The following is a 15,105-nucleotide window of genomic DNA, read 5'->3' on the forward strand; positions in this document are numbered from 1 at the left end:
GGTCTCCCGCCATCACCGGGTACGGGGCGCCGAAATTCCGTTTTTGGGCCTCCCACCTGCATGAATGCGGCCGATCCAGCTGTTGCGCGGGTGTCCGAGGCCCCTTAACGTAGCCCGCATGATCGCTGCTCTCCTCCTCGGCTTCGGCGTGATCTTCGTCGCTGAACTCGGTGACAAGTCGCAGCTCATGGCCCTCACCTACGCCCTCCGCTACCGCTGGTGGGTGGTGCTGGGCGCCATCCTGGTGGCCACCACCGCCGTCCACGCGATCTCGGTGTTCTTCGGCCACTTCCTCGGCGTCTCGATCCCGACGCACCTGATGTCGATCGCCGGCGGCCTGGCCATGCTCGCCTTCGCCCTCTGGACCCTGCGCGGCGACGAGCTGTCCGACGACGAGTCCACCAAGGCGGCCCGCGTCGGCGGCTCGGTGTTCCTGGCCGTGATGAGCGCGTTCATGCTGGCCGAGCTCGGCGACAAGACGATGTTCGCCACCATCACCCTGGCCACCGACAACGACTGGCTCGGTGTCTGGATCGGTTCGACCCTCGGCATGGTGGCGGCCGACGCGGTCGCGATCGTCGTGGGCCGGCTGCTGGGCAAGCACCTGCCCGAACGCGTCATCGCCCTGTTCGCCGCGGCGCTCTTCCTCGGTTTCGCGGTCTGGCTGCTCGCCGAGGGACTGATCGGCGCCGCCCCGCCGGTGATCGTGGGCACCCTGATCGCGACGGGCGCCCTGCTGGTGATCGGCTCGGTGGTGATCGTGCGGACGTGGCGTCGTCGTGCCGCCGACGCCGAGGCGCTCGCCCTCGACGTCGAGAAGCCGGCCGCGCTGGCCGACTGATCCCGGTGCGATCGATCACCGGGCCCCTTCGACACGGCCGCTCACTGCGTTCGCGGTCGGCTCAGGGAGCGGAACGGATGCTCTCCTCGGGAAGCGGAGTGCGCCGAGCCGCGGAGGGGCGGCGATCCTCCAGATCCCCGAGCCGGGGAGGAACGCAGTGACGAACCGCGTCGAAGGGTCTCCGCGCGGTGTCGTCGTGCGGAGCCGAACGCGCCGAGGTCGCGGTCAGCGCAACAGGTCGTCGACCGTCGGCAATTCCAGGATCTCGTCGGAGCTGAGCCATTCGCGCAGCACCTTGGTGGCCTGGACGTCGTCCTCGTTGTACCGGAGCAGTCGGGCGCGTTGGCTGACGTCCAACGGAGAGCCGTCGAGTCCCACCGCGGCCTGATACCAGTCCATCGACGCCTCGCCGCCGGCCTCCGGGTCGTCCCACGCGAAACCGGCGACCGGGGCGACCTTCTTGAGCCCCTTGCCGTTGGGGCAGATGAAGTTCTCGTTGACGGCCTCGTAGATGTCGACCCACTCCGGCGAGGCGATGAAGGCGTCGACCTCGGCGCGCGTTGGCACCCCCGGGATCCCGGCGAAACGGTCGGCGCTGCCGCGCAGCCACCGGTTCTCGGCCTGCTGCGAATAGCAGTACGCGGCGAAGGTCTTGCCTTCCCTGTGGGCGGTGCGACGACGCTCCGTCAGCCACTGCCAGAAGCGGCCGAAGGCACGGCCCTCGTCGACGGTGGGCAGCGGATCCCAGGTGACGAACGGCCGGTAGAGCACGGGTTCGTCGCACGTGTTCTCGGTGAGCAGCGTGCCCCAGAGGTAGGCGCCGCGCTCACCGAAGCTCTCCATGTCGACGTCCACCTCGACGTCGGCGCGCTGCACGCGCGGACGCTCCAGGCGCCGCACCAGCGACACGCCCGCGCGGCGGCAGTTGGCCTGCACCACCGCATCCCGGAACGACGTGTGGCCGCTCCAGTCGGCCGGCGGGGCGCCGCGGTAGTCGGCCAGCTGGGACACCGTGGTGATCCCCGCGTCGGCCAGCATGCTCGTGCCGTTGCCGCCGATCACCAGGCTGACATCGTCGGCGGCGATCAACTCCTGCTCGCAGTCGGGCCACCAGTCGCAACTGCGGCACTGGTTGATCCGACGAGGAGCGGTCGCGATGCTCCCTTCGGCGATGGCGCGGCGGCGGGCGAAGGTCGCCTCGTAATCGGCCATCGTCGCGCCGAGCGGAACCACCAGGATGCAGTCGGCGTCGGTGCCGATCACTCCGCCCGCCCAGGCACCGCGCTCGGGCGCGGGCGGATGGCCGAGGTCGGCGAGCATCGCCGCGAGCTGCGCCAGTCGCATCGTGTCGCGTTTGTTCCCCCGCGAGGTCCGGGTCGGGTCCGGGCGCGGCGCCCACCGCGCGAGCCCACTGGTGCGCAGCGTGGCGGGCTCGGATGGATCGCGTCCGGCCTTGGCCGGATTGGTCACCCGGTGGTTCACCACGATCAGCGGGACGTACCCGTCCCCCTGCCGGATCAGTGCTTCGGCGTGCCCGCGCCTGCCGCGTTCGACGTCGGTGGGCAGCGTGGCCCAGAAGATCCAATCGACGCCCGCCGCACACGCCGCCGCGGTACGGTCGGCACGTTCGCGGTACGGCAGTGCGTCGTCGATCGTCACCACGGTGGCCGCCTGTTCGGCGAGCATCGCCGTGATCGTGGCGATCACCTCGTGCCGGTGTGCGGTGGCGGCCTCGATCCGGCGACGCGCATCGGGCGACTCCACCTCGGATCCGGCCGTTCCGGTCACGCGGGCGGCGTTGTCCAGCGCGAGCCGGTGCTCGCAACCGGTCAGGTCGCGTGCACCGAGGACCGCAGCACCCACCGCTTCGCCTCGCTCTCCTCGCATGTCACCACCGGCGACGACCTGCGCCACACTCTCATCTGATACTGACACTATGCAAAACTGTTAAGCAGTCACGGCCAAGCCGGTCGTCCGGCGGAAAGGACACCATGGGTCTCTCGTCGTCCCGCAAGGCCAAGCGCGTCGAGCGCAAGGCCGAAGCCAAGATCCGCAAAGCGGAGGAGAAGGCCCTCAAGACCCGGGTCCGACTCGAAGCGCAGGTCAACGCTCACGAAGAGCAGCGCCGCCACAAGAAGGCCCTGCGCGAAGAGCACAAGTACGCCAAGAAAGCGCACCGGGCCGAGCGCAAGACCGCCAAGACGGCGAACAAGGCCGAACAGAAGACGGTGAAGGCCACGGCCAAGGCGCAGGAACGCGCGGCCGCCGCCGAGGCGAAGGCCACCGCGGCGAAGGCCCAGGCCGCACAGAACGCCGGTCTGCTGCAGCCCGCCAAGATCCGCCGCTACCTGACCGTCGCCAAGATGGTCGCCCCCATCGCGGGCCCGCTGATCTATCGCGGCGCCGTGGCCGCGCGCGCCGAGATCACCGCGCTGCAGGCGCGTCGCGCTGGTGTCCCGGCCGAGTTGCTCACCCAGTACGGCGGCCCCAGCGCCGCCCTGCGCGCGCGTATCGCCGGTGCCCAGAACTCGGCGGACAAGGTCGCCGAACTCGACGGCACGCCGGAGGGCAAGGCGTTCGTGGAGACCATGCGCACCCGTCTCGCCAACCTGGTGGTCGCCTCCGATGCGGCCGACGCCATGCCCCCCACCCAGCGCCGCGCGGCGCAGCGCGCGATCGGCAACGAACTCGCGGCGATCGACAACGACCTGCTCGCCCGCCTGAACGTCCACCCCCGGTAGGAGAAACCCGCAACGATGGCCGACACCGACCCGACCCCGCCCCTCGACACCCCGTCCATCGACGCTCCGAGCGACGACACCGCGAGCCGCACGGTCGCGGAGCTGCGCGCCGAGGCCAAGGCGAAGGGACTCCAGGGTTACTCGTCGCTGAAGAAGGCCGAGCTGATCGCCGCGCTCGCCGACGCCGAACCGGCCGCTCCGGCGACCGCCCTCGACGACGAGACCCCCGCCCCGGCGGTCGTCGACGTCGACGAGCCCGTCGCTCCGGCGGCGGAACCGGAGGATGCGGGGGCCCGCGCCGAGGCCGCTCCCGCCGAGCGGCGCGCCGACTCCGATGCCGTCGCGAAGGCCGATGCCGCGCGCGATCTGTTCGCCCAGGTCCGGCGCACCGCCCCGACGCAGCTCCCGGGCGGCCGGATCACCCCCGGGATGGTCGCCGGCTTCTCCGGTGCCCTGCTCGCGGTGGTGCTGGTGGCCCGGCGACGTCGTCGTCGTTCCACCGAGGACTGAGCCGCCTCGATCCGATCCGGTCGGGCCTGGCGCACACCTCCTCCCCGCCCGTGTCGCGTCTCCTCTTCCGTGTCGCGGACGATCGATGGGCCGCGACACGGAAGAGGAGACGCGACACGCCGCCAGGGGTGGCGACACACCAGCCGCCCGACCCCGCCGACACGAGACGGCGCACCGACCGGAACCGGCACCTCTCGACCACGTACGACGAAAGCGGCTCCTCCCCGATCCGGGGAGGAGCCGCTTTCGTCGTCGGCTGCGCCGAGCGTGACCGGAGACGCTACCGGCCCGGCAGGTACTTCAGGCCGCGGATCGCGAGCGGGGTCACCTTGAGGAACAGGTCGCGCGGCACGCCGGTCATCCCGTCGAGTCCGATGAAGCGCTGCGCCGCGATGGTCTGCGCCTCGCAGTACTTGAGCAGGCCCTCCTCGCCGTGGCGACGGCCCACACCGGAGATGCCCATACCGCCCATCGGCGCGGCGGTGGAGCCCCACGCGGCGGCGTATCCCTCGTTGATGTTCACGGTGCCGGCGTGGATCTGCTCGGCGATCTTCTGGGCGAGCGCGCTGCTGCCGGCGAAGATGCTGGCGTTGAGCCCGTACTCGGTGTCGTTGGCGCGTTCGACGGCCTCTTCGACCGAATCGACCGGGTAGATCGAGACCAGCGGACCGAAGGTCTCGTTCCGGCAGCACTCCATCTCTTCGGTGACGTCGGTGAGCACGGTCGGCGCGTAGAAGTACGGGCCGAGGTCGGCGCGCTTGCGGCCGCCGGCGAGCACCTTGGCGCCCTTGGCGACGGCGTCGTCGACGTGCGCCTCGACGGTCTCGATCTGCGCCGCGGACGCCAGCGAGCCCATGTCCGCGGACAGGTCGTAGGTCGCGGAGAGCTTCATGTTCTCGACGTACTCGGCGAACTTGCGCGAGAACTCGTCGGCGATCGGCTTCTCCACGTAGATCCGCTCGATCGAGATGCAGAGCTGTCCCGAGTTGGAGAAGCAGGCGCGGGCGGCGCCCTCGACGGCGTTGTCGACGTCGGCGTCGGCGGTGATGATGAGCGGGTTCTTGCCGCCCAGCTCGGCGGAGAAGCCGATCAGGCGCTTACCGGCCTGTGCGGCGAGGGTCGCGCCGGTGGCCGACGATCCGGTGAACATCACGTAGTCGGTGGCCTCGACGATGGCCTGACCCACCACCGAACCCGGGCCCGGGACCACGGCGAAGAGCTCGCGCGGCAGACCGGCCTCGTACAGCAGCTCGGCCAGCGCCAGCGCGCAGTACGGGGTGTTGCTGTCCGGCTTCACCACCACCGCGTTGCCGGCGACGAGGGCGGCGACCGCGTCGGAGACGGCCAGGGTGAGCGGGTAGTTCCACGGGCTGATCACGCCGACGACGCCCTTGGGGATGTACCGGACGCGCACGTCGGTGGCACCCGGGATCATGCCGGCGGCCTTCCGCTCGGCGAGCATCTTGGGACCGTTCGTCGCGTAGTAGCGGGCGGTCAGCGCGACGTCGATGGTCTCTTCCTGCGCGTAGATGCGGGCCTTGCCGGTCTCCGCCTGCGCGATGTCCATCAGCTCGTCCGCGCGCGAGTGCACCAGCTCGGAGAACTTGCTGAGCACCTTGGCGCGATCGGCGGGCCGCACCTGCGCCCACTCCTTCTGTGCGACGCGCGCCCGCTCGACGGCGAGTTTCAGGTCGTCGGCGGTCCCGACCGGGACGGTGGCCATCTCGGCGCCGCTGAAGGCTTCGAGGACCGGCTTGGTCTGGCGGGCGGCGGGGTCGTCGATCGCGGCGAGGGCGGCGAGTCGGGTGAAGTACTCGGGGGTGGGCTTGGCCATGGGGATGGACCCTTCGTTCGGGAGGTGTGTCGTCGGATCTAGGGGGTCACGACGACGATGCCGTCGTCGTCGGAGAAGAGGTGGTCGCCGGGCTGGAAGACGATCCCACCGAGTTCGACGGCGACGTCGCGCTCGCCCATCCCGGTCTTGCTCGATTTGCGGGGGTTGGTGCCCAGCGCCTTGACGCCGATCTCCATGCCGCCGATGGTCTTGGCGTCGCGGATCGCGCCGATCGCGATGATGCCGGCCCAGCCGTTGCTGCGGCCGAGTTCGGCGATGATGTCGCCGACCAGCGCGGTGTGCACCGAGCCGCCGCCGTCGATCACGAGCACGCCGCCCGGGTTGGGCTCGGACAGCACCGACTTGAGCAGCGCGTTGTCCTGGAAGCAGCGGACGGTGGTCACCACACCGGCGAACTCGCGGACGCCGCCGTACTGGGTGAACTGGGTGTCGCAGCTGCGGACGTCGGGGCCGATCTCGTCGACCAGATCAGCGGTGGGGGTGAACTCTGGAAGCGTCATAACCACCCAGTCTAGGCGTCCTGCCTCGCGTTCTGTACCCCGGAGTAACTTCGATCACCGCCGTCTGCGGGCCTCGCCGACACCGCTTTCCCGCGACCGGGCCTCCTCGTGTCCGGAGGAGGTGGGTCACAATGGGAGCCGTGGACCAAGTACCGATCCGGGACCAGAGCATCCGGCTGGGCCAGTTCTTGAAGCTGGCGAATCTGATCGACACCGGCGCCGACGCCAAACTGGTGATCGCCGACGGGCTCGTCACCGTGAACGACGACGTCGAACTCCGGCGCGGCCGGCAGCTGCACGACGGCGACGTGGTGGAACTCGGCGGCATCAGCGTGCGCGTCGCGGCTCCGCGGTCCGACGCCTGACGATGTGCGCTCGCCGGTTTCGGGGCCCCGCCGGGACCGAGGACACCGGGGAGATGCCGAAAAGGCCCGAGTGGAACTCAGGCCTTCAGCTGATGTGCGACGTGCCCGCTCAGGAGGCGGGGCGGAGCTGCTGAAGCTCCTGCGTGGTCACCAGTCGCTCGTTCCGCTCTGACAGTGAGCGCGGCGCCCGGAGACGCCCCCAGATGTTCCGAGCGGAAACGCGATTCGAACGACGAAGCGTCCGGGCGGAGGTCGCCGACTGCATGCTCATACCCTCTCTGTCGAAGCTGCGCGTGGGTTTCATACACTATGTCGTCTCGTTCCGTCCGGCCGTTACCCGAAGCCGCCGCGACACTCCGATCAGTGGCACATCCCATAAGAGACGATATGTGTGATCTGTGTCATAAATGAGGTCGACGAAGGAACGTCGCCCGAGGAGTGGAGGGGCGCGGCGGGGGAATCGCTCCGCTATCCGTCCCCGGGATCGCTCATGTCGCCCGGATCGCTGGTCGGCTCCTCGTCCATGTCGGCATCCCCGGGATCGCTCATGTCACCGGGGTCGCTCCAATCCTCCGGCATGTCCGTATCCCCCGGATCGCTCGTCTGCTCCGGTCCGGTCTGCTCCGGCGTCGGCGTGGTCGACGTCGTGCTGCTCGGCGGCGTCGACGAACTGCTGGAGCTGCTCGGCGAGACGGAGACGCTCGACGACGGGGCGGGCGCCGGATCGTCGTTCGAGCAGCCGGCCAGCAGCACGAGGGAGGCGACCGCGGCGAGCACGGCGAGAGCGGGTTTCCTGTTCACACTCGAACCGTAACCGTCGTCATCGGCCCCGCCGAGTGCCGAAAGCCCCCTTCTCCGCCGGGCTCGCCGCGCACCGAACTCAGCGCTGAGCCACCTGGGTGGGCACGATCGGGGCGGGCAGCTCCGTCGAACCGGCGAGGTAGCGATCCACCGCGGCGGCCGCGCTGCGGCCCTCGGCGATGGCCCACACGATCAGCGACTGGCCGCGACCGGCGTCACCGGCCACGAACACCCCCGCCAGGCCGGTGGCCGCGAACCGCTCGTCACGCGCCACGTTGCCACGCGGATCGTAGGAGACGCCCATCTTGTCGAGCAGATCCTCGCGCTCGGGTCCGACGAAGCCCATGGCCAGCAGCACCAGATCGCATTCGAGTTCGAAGTCGCTGCCCTCGACCTTCTCGAAACGCCCGTTCACCATCGTCACCTCGCACGCCTTGAGCCCGGTCACCCGACCGTTCTCGCCGACGAACTCCTCGGTGTTGACGCTGAACACGCGCTCGCCGCCCTCCTCGTGCGCCGACGAGACCCGGTACATCAGCGGGTACAGCGGCCACGGGGTGGAACCGGCGCGCTCGGCCGGCGGCCGCGGCATGATCTCGAACTGGTGCACGATCTCGGCGCCCTGGCGCAGCGCGGTGCCGAGGCAGTCGGCGCCGGTGTCGCCGCCGCCGATGATCACGACCTTCTTGCCGTCGGCGCGGATCTGATCCGCCGGCTCGTCACCGATCGCGAAGCGGTTCGACTGCGGCAGGTACTCCATCGCCTGATGGATGCCGTCGAGTTCGCGACCCGGGATCGGCAGGTCACGACCGATCGTCGACCCGTTGGCCAGCACCACCGCGTCGAACTGCGCCCGCAGTTCGCCGACGGTGAGATCGACGCCCACGTTCACCCCGGTGCGGAAGACGGTGCCCTCGGCCTCCATCTGGTCCAGACGCCGGTCGATGAAGTGCTTCTCCATCTTGAACTCGGGGATGCCGTACCGCAGCAGACCGCCGATGCGGTCGGCCCGCTCGAACACCGTGACGGCGTGGCCTGCCCGGGTCAGCTGCTGGGCGGCGGCCAGACCGGCCGGACCGGAGCCGACCACGGCCACCGACCGACCGGTGGACTCCGCCGGCATCACCGGCTTCACCTCGTCGTCCTGGAACGCCTTCTCGATCAACTCCACCTCGACCTGCTTGATGGTCACGGCGGGCTGATTGATGCCGAGCACGCACGACGCCTCGCAGGGCGCCGGGCACAGCCGTCCGGTGAACTCGGGGAAGTTGTTGGTGGCGTGCAGACGGTCGATCCCGTCGTCCCACCGCCCCCGGAACACCAGGTCGTTCCACTCGGGGATCAGGTTCCCCAGCGGACAGCCGTTGTGGCAGAACGGGATGCCGCAGTCCATGCAACGGCTGGCCTGCGTCTGCAGGGTGCTGCGGTCGAACTTGTTGTAGACCTCCTTGTAGTCCAGAAGTCGCAGTTCGACGGGACGCCGGGTGGGCGTCTCCCGATCGGTGTGCTTGAGAAAACCTCTCGGATCAGCCACGAGCCGCCTCCATGATCGCTTCGTTCACATCTCGTCCGGTGCGCTCGGCGGCGTCGACGGCGTCGAGCACCCTCTTGTAGTCGCGCGGCATCACCTTCACGAACCTGGTCTGCGCCACCGCCCAGTTGCCCAGGATCTTGGCGGCCACCGGCGACCGCGTCTCGTCCCGATGCTCGGTGAGCATGTCCTGCAGGTATGTCAGGTCGTCGTCGTCGAGCACGTCGAGGTCGACGAGTTCGGTGTTGACGTTCCCCGCGAAGGTCCCGGTGCGGTCGTAGACGTAGGCCACCCCGCCGGACATGCCCGCCGCGAAGTTGCGTCCGGTCTCGCCGAGCACGGTCACCCGGCCCCCGGTCATGTACTCGCAGCCGTGGTCGCCGACGCCTTCGACCACCGCGTGCACGCCCGAGTTGCGGACGCAGAACCGCTCCCCGGCCACGCCGCGCAGGAAGATCTTGCCCGCGGTGCCGCCGAAGCCGATCACGTTGCCGGCGATGATGTTCTCCTCGGCGACGAACCCCGCCGGAGCATCGACGGACGGGGCGACGACGATCTTGCCGCCCGAGAGCCCCTTGCCGACGAAGTCGTTGGCGTCGCCGGTGAGCCGCATGGTGATCCCGCGCGGCACGAACGCGCCGAAGCTGTTGCCCGCCGACCCGGTGAACGAGATCGAGACGGTGCCGTCCGGCAGCCCCTCCGCCCCGTACACCTTGGTCACCTCGTGGCCGAGCATGGTGCCGACCGTGCGGTTGACGTTGGTGATCGGCGACTCGATGAACACCCGGGTGCCCGACTCGATGGCCGGTCGGGCCTTGGCGATCAGCTCGTTGTCGAGCGCCTTGTCCAGGCCGTGGTCCTGTGTGCCGGAGCAGTACAGGTCCTGGTTCATGAACGGCGACTCCGGCATGGTCAGGATCGGCGAGAGATCCAGCTTGCCCGCCTTGGCGCCCTTCCAGTGCGCGATCGCCTTGGCGGTGTCGAGGGCCTCGACGTGGCCGACGGCCTCCTGCAACGTGCGGAAACCGAGCCGAGCCAGCAGTTCGCGCACCTCCTCGGCGATGTACAGCATGAAGTTCTCCACGAACTCCGGCTTGCCGGTGAACCGCTCGCGGAGCAGCGGATTCTGCGTCGCGATGCCCACCGGGCAGGTGTCCAGGTGGCAGACGCGCATCATGATGCAGCCCGAGACCACCAGCGGCGCGGTGGCGAAACCGAACTCCTCGCCGCCCAGCAGCGCGGCGATCATCACGTCGCGGCCGGTCTTCAGCTGACCGTCCACCTGCACGACGATGCGGTCGCGCAGGCCGTTGAGCAGCAGCGTCTGCTGGGTCTCGGCGAGACCGATCTCCCAGGGGGCGCCCGCGTGCTTGAGCGAGGTGAGCGGGCTGGCACCGGTGCCGCCGTCGAAGCCGGAGATCAGCACGACGTCGGCGTGCGCCTTGGAGACGCCCGCGGCGACCGTGCCGACGCCGAGTTCGGACACCAGTTTCACGTGAATCCGAGCGCTCGGATTCGCGTTCTTCAGGTCGTGGATCAGCTGCGCCAGATCCTCGATCGAGTAGATGTCGTGGTGCGGCGGCGGCGAGATCAGGCCGACGCCCGGTGTGCTGCCGCGCACCTCGGCGACCCACGGGTACACCTTGTGCGGCGGCAGCTGGCCGCCCTCGCCGGGCTTGGCGCCCTGGGCCATCTTGATCTGGATGTCGGTGCAGTTGCTCAGGTAGTGGCTGGTGACGCCGAAGCGGCCGGAGGCCACCTGCTTGATCGCGCTGCGCCGCCAGTCGCCGTTCTCGTCGTGGCTGAAACGCCGCGGATCCTCGCCGCCCTCCCCCGAGTTGCTCTTGCCGCCGAGCCGGTTCATCGCGATGGCGAGGGTCTCGTGCGCCTCGGCCGAGATCGAGCCGTAGCTCATCGCCCCCGTCGAGAAGCGCTTGACGATCTCGCGGGCCGGCTCCACCTTGTCGATCGGGATGGGGTCGCGGTCGCCGAAGTTGAAGTCGAACAGGCCGCGCAGGGTGCCCAGCTTCTTCGACTGGTCGTCGACCATCCGGGTGTACTCCTTGAACACCGAGTACTGCCCGGTACGCGTGGAGTGCTGGAGCTTGAACACGGTCTCCGGGTTGAAGAGGTGGTACTCGCCCTCGCGGCGCCACTGGTACTCGCCGCCCACCTCCAGCTCGCGGTACGCGCGCTCGGCGGGGCGCTCGCTGAACGCGAGGGCGTGCCGGGCGGCCACCTCGTCGGCCAGTTCGTCCAGCCCGATGCCGTCGAGCTGGCTGCGCAGACCGGTGAAGAACTCGTCGACCAGTTCCTGGCTCAGTCCGATGGCCTGGAACAGCTGGGCGCCGTTGTACGACGGCACCGTGGAGATGCCCATCTTGCTCATCACCTTGAGCACGCCCTTGCCCGCTGCCTTGATGTAGTTCTCGCGGGCCTTGCCGAAGTCGGCCGGGCTGACGATGGCGCCGGCGTCGATCATGTCCTCGATCGACTCGAACGCCATGTACGGGTTGATCGCGGCGGCGCCGAAACCGATCAGCAGCGCCATGTGGTGCACCTCGCGGGCGTCGCCGGCCTCCACGACGATGCCCACGCGCGTCCGGGTGCGCTCCCGCACCAGATGGTGGTGCACGGCCGCCGTCATCAGCAACGACGGGATCGGCGCCAGGTCCTCGTCGGACTCGCGGTCGGAGAGCACGATGATCCGCGCGCCGTCGGCGATGGCCGCCGACACCTTCGCGCGCAGGTCGTCGAGCGCCTTGCGCAGACCGGCGCCGCCCTCGGCGACCGGGTACAGACCGTGCAGGTGCACCGACGGGAAGCCGGTGGCCTCGCCGTCGATCAGCACCAGTTGGGCCAGCTCGTCGTTGTCCAGGATCGGACGCGGCAGCACGATCTGCCGGGCCGACTCCGGACCCGGGTTCAGCAGGTCGCGTTCACCGCCGAGGCGGGTGCCGATGCTGGTGACGATCTCCTCGCGGATGGCGTCCAGCGGCGGATTGGTGACCTGCGCGAACAGCTGCTGGAAGTAGTCGAACAGCATCCGCGAGCGCGCCGACAGCACCGCGATCGGGGTGTCGGTGCCCATCGAGCCGATCGCCTCGGCGCCGGCCGACGCCATCGGTTCGAGCAGGATCCGCAGATCCTCGTTGGTGTAGCCGAAGAGCTGCTGCCGGTGCGCGACGCGATCGTGGTTCATGTGCACGTGCGGACGTTTGGGCAGGTCCTCGAGGTGGACCTGGTTCTCGTCGAGCCACTGCTGATAGGGGTGCTCGGCGGCGAGGGCGTCCTTGACCTCCTCGTCGTCGACGATGCGGCCCGCCGCGGTGTCGACCAGGAACATCTTGCCCGGCTGCAGGCGCAGGCGGGAGACGACGTCGGCGGGATCGATGTCGAGGACGCCGACCTCCGAACCGAGCACCACCAGACCGTCTCTGGTGACCCAGATGCGCGAGGGACGCAGGCCGTTGCGGTCGAGCACCGCGCCGACGTAGCCGCCGTCGGTGAAGCACACCGAGGCCGGTCCGTCCCAGGCCTCCATGAGCGCCGAGTGGTACTCGAAGAACGCGCGGTGGGCGGGCTTCATCTCCTCGTGGCGCTCCCACGCCTCGGGGATCATCATGAGCACGGCGTGCGGGAGGCTGCGGCCGCCGAGGTGCAGGAGTTCGAGCACCTCGTCGAAGCGGGCGGTGTCCGAGGCGCCCGGGGTGCACGCCGGGAAGATCTTCGAGGCCGTCGAGGGGTCCGCGCCGAACATCGACGTGTCGATGAGCGCCTCGCGGGCCCGCATCCAGTTCTCGTTGCCGGTGACGGTGTTGATCTCGCCGTTGTGCGCGACGCGCCGGAACGGGTGCGCCAGCGGCCACGACGGGAAGGTGTTGGTGGAGAAGCGCGAGTGGACCAGGCCCAGGGCGCTCTCGACGCGCTCGTCCTGCAGGTCGAGGTAGAAGTCGCGCAGCTGCGGGGTGGTCAGCATGCCCTTGTAGACCATGGTCTGCCCGGACAGGCTCGGGAAGTACGCGGTCTCGCGGCCGGGGCCGTCCTGACCCGCGCCCTTGTGGCCGAGCTCGTACTGGATGCGCTTGCGCACCACGTACGCGCGGCGCTCCATCTCCATGCCTGCCGCGCCGCCGAGGAACACCTGACGGAAGGTCGGCATGGCGTCGCGGGCCAGGGCGCCCAGCGAGCGGTCGTCGACCGGCACCTCGCGCCAGCCGAGCAGCGTCAGGCCCTCGTCGGCGACGATCTCCTCGATGCCGGCGACCGCCTCGACGACGTCGTGCGCCGACTGCGGGAGGAACGCGATCCCGGTGGCGTACTCGCCCTCGGGCGGAAGCTCGAAATCGACCGTCTCGCGGAGGAACCGGTCGGGCACCTGGATCATGATCCCGGCGCCGTCGCCGGTGTTGGGTTCGGCGCCCGCGGCACCGCGGTGTTCGAGGTTGACCAGCGCGGTGATGGCCTTCTCGACGATGTCGCGACTGCGGCGCCCGTACATGTCGACGACGAAGGCGACACCGCAGGCATTGTGCTCGTTGATCGGATCGTAGAGCCCGACGGGCCCAGGCATGTGCATCATGGATCTGCCTACTCCGTACGCGACGCTGCGCACTAAGACGTACTGGAGAAGCCCCGGAGAAACGGCGTGGCTGTACACCGCCGGGGAGATCAGCTTCGTTGCTGTGTGCGTCCGGTGGCTGTGCCGAACGTAGTGATCTCCATCATGCCACGCTGCCGAGTGACCCGGCAAAGAAGAGGGAAATCGTTCGGAAACACACCTGTTACGAGACGTTTTCGTCGTACCGTCGCACCGTGACCGACACCGAAGTCTCCTCAGGCCCGTCCGGACGCGGATCGGCGCGCGCCCGCGCTCTGAACGGATACGTGTGGAGCAACAGCGCCCGCCCGTTGATGGGCGCGGTGAGCCGGGTCCCGCTGATCGTGCCGACCGGATTGCGGGTGATCCGGCCCGCGCTGAACGCCTCTCTGGCCGCGATCAGCCCGGTGCCCCGCGGCACGCGCACCACCGAGGTGAAGCTGAAGGACGACGCCGGGCACGTCCGCGGCGAGTGGGTGCACGAGGCCGATCGGCTGGGCGGCGGGATCCCGGACCCGTCGTCGCACCGCAGCATCCTCTACTACCTGCACGGCAGCGGTTACCTGATCTGCTCGCCGCGGACGCACCGCGGACTCGTCGCCCGGCTGGTGCGGCGGACCGGGATCGGCGCCTTCAGCATTGACTACCGCCTCGGCCCCGATCACCGCTTCCCGGCCGGCGGCGACGACGTCGTCCGCGGCTACCGCTGGCTGCTGAGGCAGGGGTTCACCGCCGACCGGATCATCGTCGCCGGCGATTCCGCAGGCGGCCACCTGGCGCAGGACCTGATCGCGGCCAACCATCGCGACGGAGTCCCCCAGCCCGCGGCGATGATGATGATCTCCCCGCTCTACGACGCCAGCTTCGACATGGCCTGCGCACTGGAACGCTCCGGGGTCCGCGACCCGCACATCGACGCCGCCGGCGCCCGGCGCCTGATGCGCATGTACAACCGCGGCCTGCCCGCCACGCACCCCCGCATGCGGATCGAACTGCTCCCGGACATGACGATCCCCGACACCCTCATCCAGTACGGCGGCCGCGAGGTGATGGCCGACGACGCCCGCGCGATCCATCGGGGGATCCTCGCCGCCGGCGGCCGTTCGACGCTCCAGGAGTGGCCCGGCCAGGGGCACGTGTTCCAGATGTTCCCGTACTTCACGCCGGAATCGCGGAAGGCGGTCCGGGAGCTGAAGGACTTCCTGGACCGCTACGTGCGGGTGTGATCCCCTCCGCCGCCGGACGCATCCGCTGAACGACGATGCGCGAACGCCCGACCGGGGTGTCCCCCGACCGGGCGTTCGCGTCTGAGATGTCCGTTCTCCCCTCGGGGGAACGGGGTGGCGCCGGGTCCGTCGAAC

Annotated in this window: 11 protein-coding genes; 6 read left to right on the plus strand and 5 right to left on the minus strand. The window is 69.6% G+C overall.

Going from position 1 to position 15,105, the window contains the following annotated elements; all coding sequences use genetic code 11:
• The first annotated feature begins 118 nt into the window (after nucleotides 1-118).
• Nucleotides 119-841 carry a TMEM165/GDT1 family protein gene (locus QM809_RS03940; protein WP_415044516.1) on the plus strand — a complete coding sequence of 241 codons (723 nt, stop codon included), beginning with the start codon at nucleotides 119-121 and terminating at the stop codon, nucleotides 839-841.
• Between the two features lie 225 nt (nucleotides 842-1,066).
• Here QM809_RS03940 and QM809_RS03945 read toward each other — a convergent pair whose 3' ends face one another.
• Nucleotides 1,067-2,704 carry a TM0106 family RecB-like putative nuclease gene (locus QM809_RS03945; RefSeq protein WP_415044517.1) on the minus strand — a complete coding sequence of 546 codons (1,638 nt, stop codon included), beginning with the start codon at nucleotides 2,702-2,704 and terminating at the stop codon, nucleotides 1,067-1,069.
• Nucleotides 2,705-2,832: 128 nt separating this feature from the next.
• Between QM809_RS03945 and QM809_RS03950 the strand changes: the two genes are divergently transcribed.
• Together QM809_RS03950 and QM809_RS03955 are read left to right on the plus strand one after the other, a co-directional pair.
• Complete coding sequence (locus QM809_RS03950; RefSeq protein WP_415044518.1) at nucleotides 2,833-3,582, plus strand: DUF6474 family protein; 750 nt, start codon at nucleotides 2,833-2,835, stop codon at nucleotides 3,580-3,582.
• 15 nt (nucleotides 3,583-3,597) lie between these two features.
• Nucleotides 3,598-4,092, plus strand: coding sequence for a Rho termination factor N-terminal domain-containing protein (locus tag QM809_RS03955; RefSeq protein ID WP_415044519.1), 495 nt, complete (start codon nucleotides 3,598-3,600; stop codon nucleotides 4,090-4,092).
• A gap of 280 nt (nucleotides 4,093-4,372) precedes the next feature.
• Here the strand turns inward: QM809_RS03955 and QM809_RS03960 are convergent, their stop codons facing one another.
• Nucleotides 4,373-5,926, minus strand: coding sequence for a succinic semialdehyde dehydrogenase (locus tag QM809_RS03960; RefSeq protein ID WP_415044520.1), 1,554 nt, complete (start codon nucleotides 5,924-5,926; stop codon nucleotides 4,373-4,375).
• A gap of 38 nt (nucleotides 5,927-5,964) precedes the next feature.
• Nucleotides 5,965-6,447, minus strand: a complete 483-nt coding sequence (gene rraA, locus QM809_RS03965) for a ribonuclease E activity regulator RraA (protein WP_415044521.1) — start codon at nucleotides 6,445-6,447, stop codon at nucleotides 5,965-5,967.
• Between the two features lie 131 nt (nucleotides 6,448-6,578).
• Here rraA and QM809_RS03970 point away from each other — a divergent pair, with 131 nt between their 5' ends.
• The gene (locus tag QM809_RS03970; protein ID WP_415044522.1) at nucleotides 6,579-6,812 is read left to right on the plus strand and encodes an RNA-binding S4 domain-containing protein; all 234 of its coding nucleotides are present in this window, start codon (nucleotides 6,579-6,581) and stop codon (nucleotides 6,810-6,812) included.
• A 577-nt stretch (nucleotides 6,813-7,389) separates the two neighbouring features.
• Nucleotides 7,390-7,626 (plus strand): hypothetical protein, encoded by a 237-nt coding sequence (locus QM809_RS03975; RefSeq protein WP_415044523.1) that lies wholly within the window; start codon nucleotides 7,390-7,392, stop codon nucleotides 7,624-7,626.
• 66 nt (nucleotides 7,627-7,692) lie between these two features.
• Here QM809_RS03975 and QM809_RS03980 read toward each other — a convergent pair whose 3' ends face one another.
• Together QM809_RS03980 and gltB are read right to left on the minus strand one after the other, a co-directional pair.
• A complete protein-coding gene (locus QM809_RS03980) occupies nucleotides 7,693-9,147 on the minus strand; it encodes a glutamate synthase subunit beta (protein WP_415044524.1) in 1,455 nt (484 codons plus the stop codon).
• A complete protein-coding gene (gene gltB / locus QM809_RS03985; RefSeq protein WP_415044525.1) occupies nucleotides 9,140-13,726 on the minus strand; it encodes a glutamate synthase large subunit in 4,587 nt (1,528 codons plus the stop codon). The genes QM809_RS03980 and gltB overlap by 8 nt, the downstream gene beginning before the upstream one ends.
• Nucleotides 13,727-13,959: 233 nt before the next feature.
• Between gltB and QM809_RS03990 the strand changes: the two genes are divergently transcribed.
• Entirely contained in the window at nucleotides 13,960-14,970 is a 1,011-nt protein-coding gene (locus QM809_RS03990; RefSeq protein ID WP_415044526.1) for an alpha/beta hydrolase, read from the plus strand.
• Nucleotides 14,971-15,105 lie beyond the last annotated feature (135 nt).

The sequence above is a fragment of the Gordonia sp. (in: high G+C Gram-positive bacteria) genome, from assembly GCF_047600385.1.
Taxonomy (GTDB): domain Bacteria; phylum Actinomycetota; class Actinomycetes; order Mycobacteriales; family Mycobacteriaceae; genus Gordonia.

What these genes read in the sequence shown, in the direction of transcription:
- gltB (WP_415044525.1), bottom strand. Translation starts at nt 13,726, where the DNA reads ATGATGCACATGCCTGGGCCCGTCGGGCTCTACGATCCGATCAACGAG.
- rraA (WP_415044521.1), bottom strand. Translation starts at nt 6,447, where the DNA reads ATGACGCTTCCAGAGTTCACCCCCACCGCTGATCTGGTCGACGAGATC.
- QM809_RS03970 (WP_415044522.1), top strand. Translation starts at nt 6,579, where the DNA reads ATGGGAGCCGTGGACCAAGTACCGATCCGGGACCAGAGCATCCGGCTG.
- QM809_RS03975 (WP_415044523.1), top strand. Translation starts at nt 7,390, where the DNA reads ATGTCCGTATCCCCCGGATCGCTCGTCTGCTCCGGTCCGGTCTGCTCC.
- QM809_RS03955 (WP_415044519.1), top strand. Translation starts at nt 3,598, where the DNA reads ATGGCCGACACCGACCCGACCCCGCCCCTCGACACCCCGTCCATCGAC.
- QM809_RS03940 (WP_415044516.1), top strand. Translation starts at nt 119, where the DNA reads ATGATCGCTGCTCTCCTCCTCGGCTTCGGCGTGATCTTCGTCGCTGAA.
- QM809_RS03960 (WP_415044520.1), bottom strand. Translation starts at nt 5,926, where the DNA reads ATGGCCAAGCCCACCCCCGAGTACTTCACCCGACTCGCCGCCCTCGCC.
- QM809_RS03950 (WP_415044518.1), top strand. Translation starts at nt 2,833, where the DNA reads ATGGGTCTCTCGTCGTCCCGCAAGGCCAAGCGCGTCGAGCGCAAGGCC.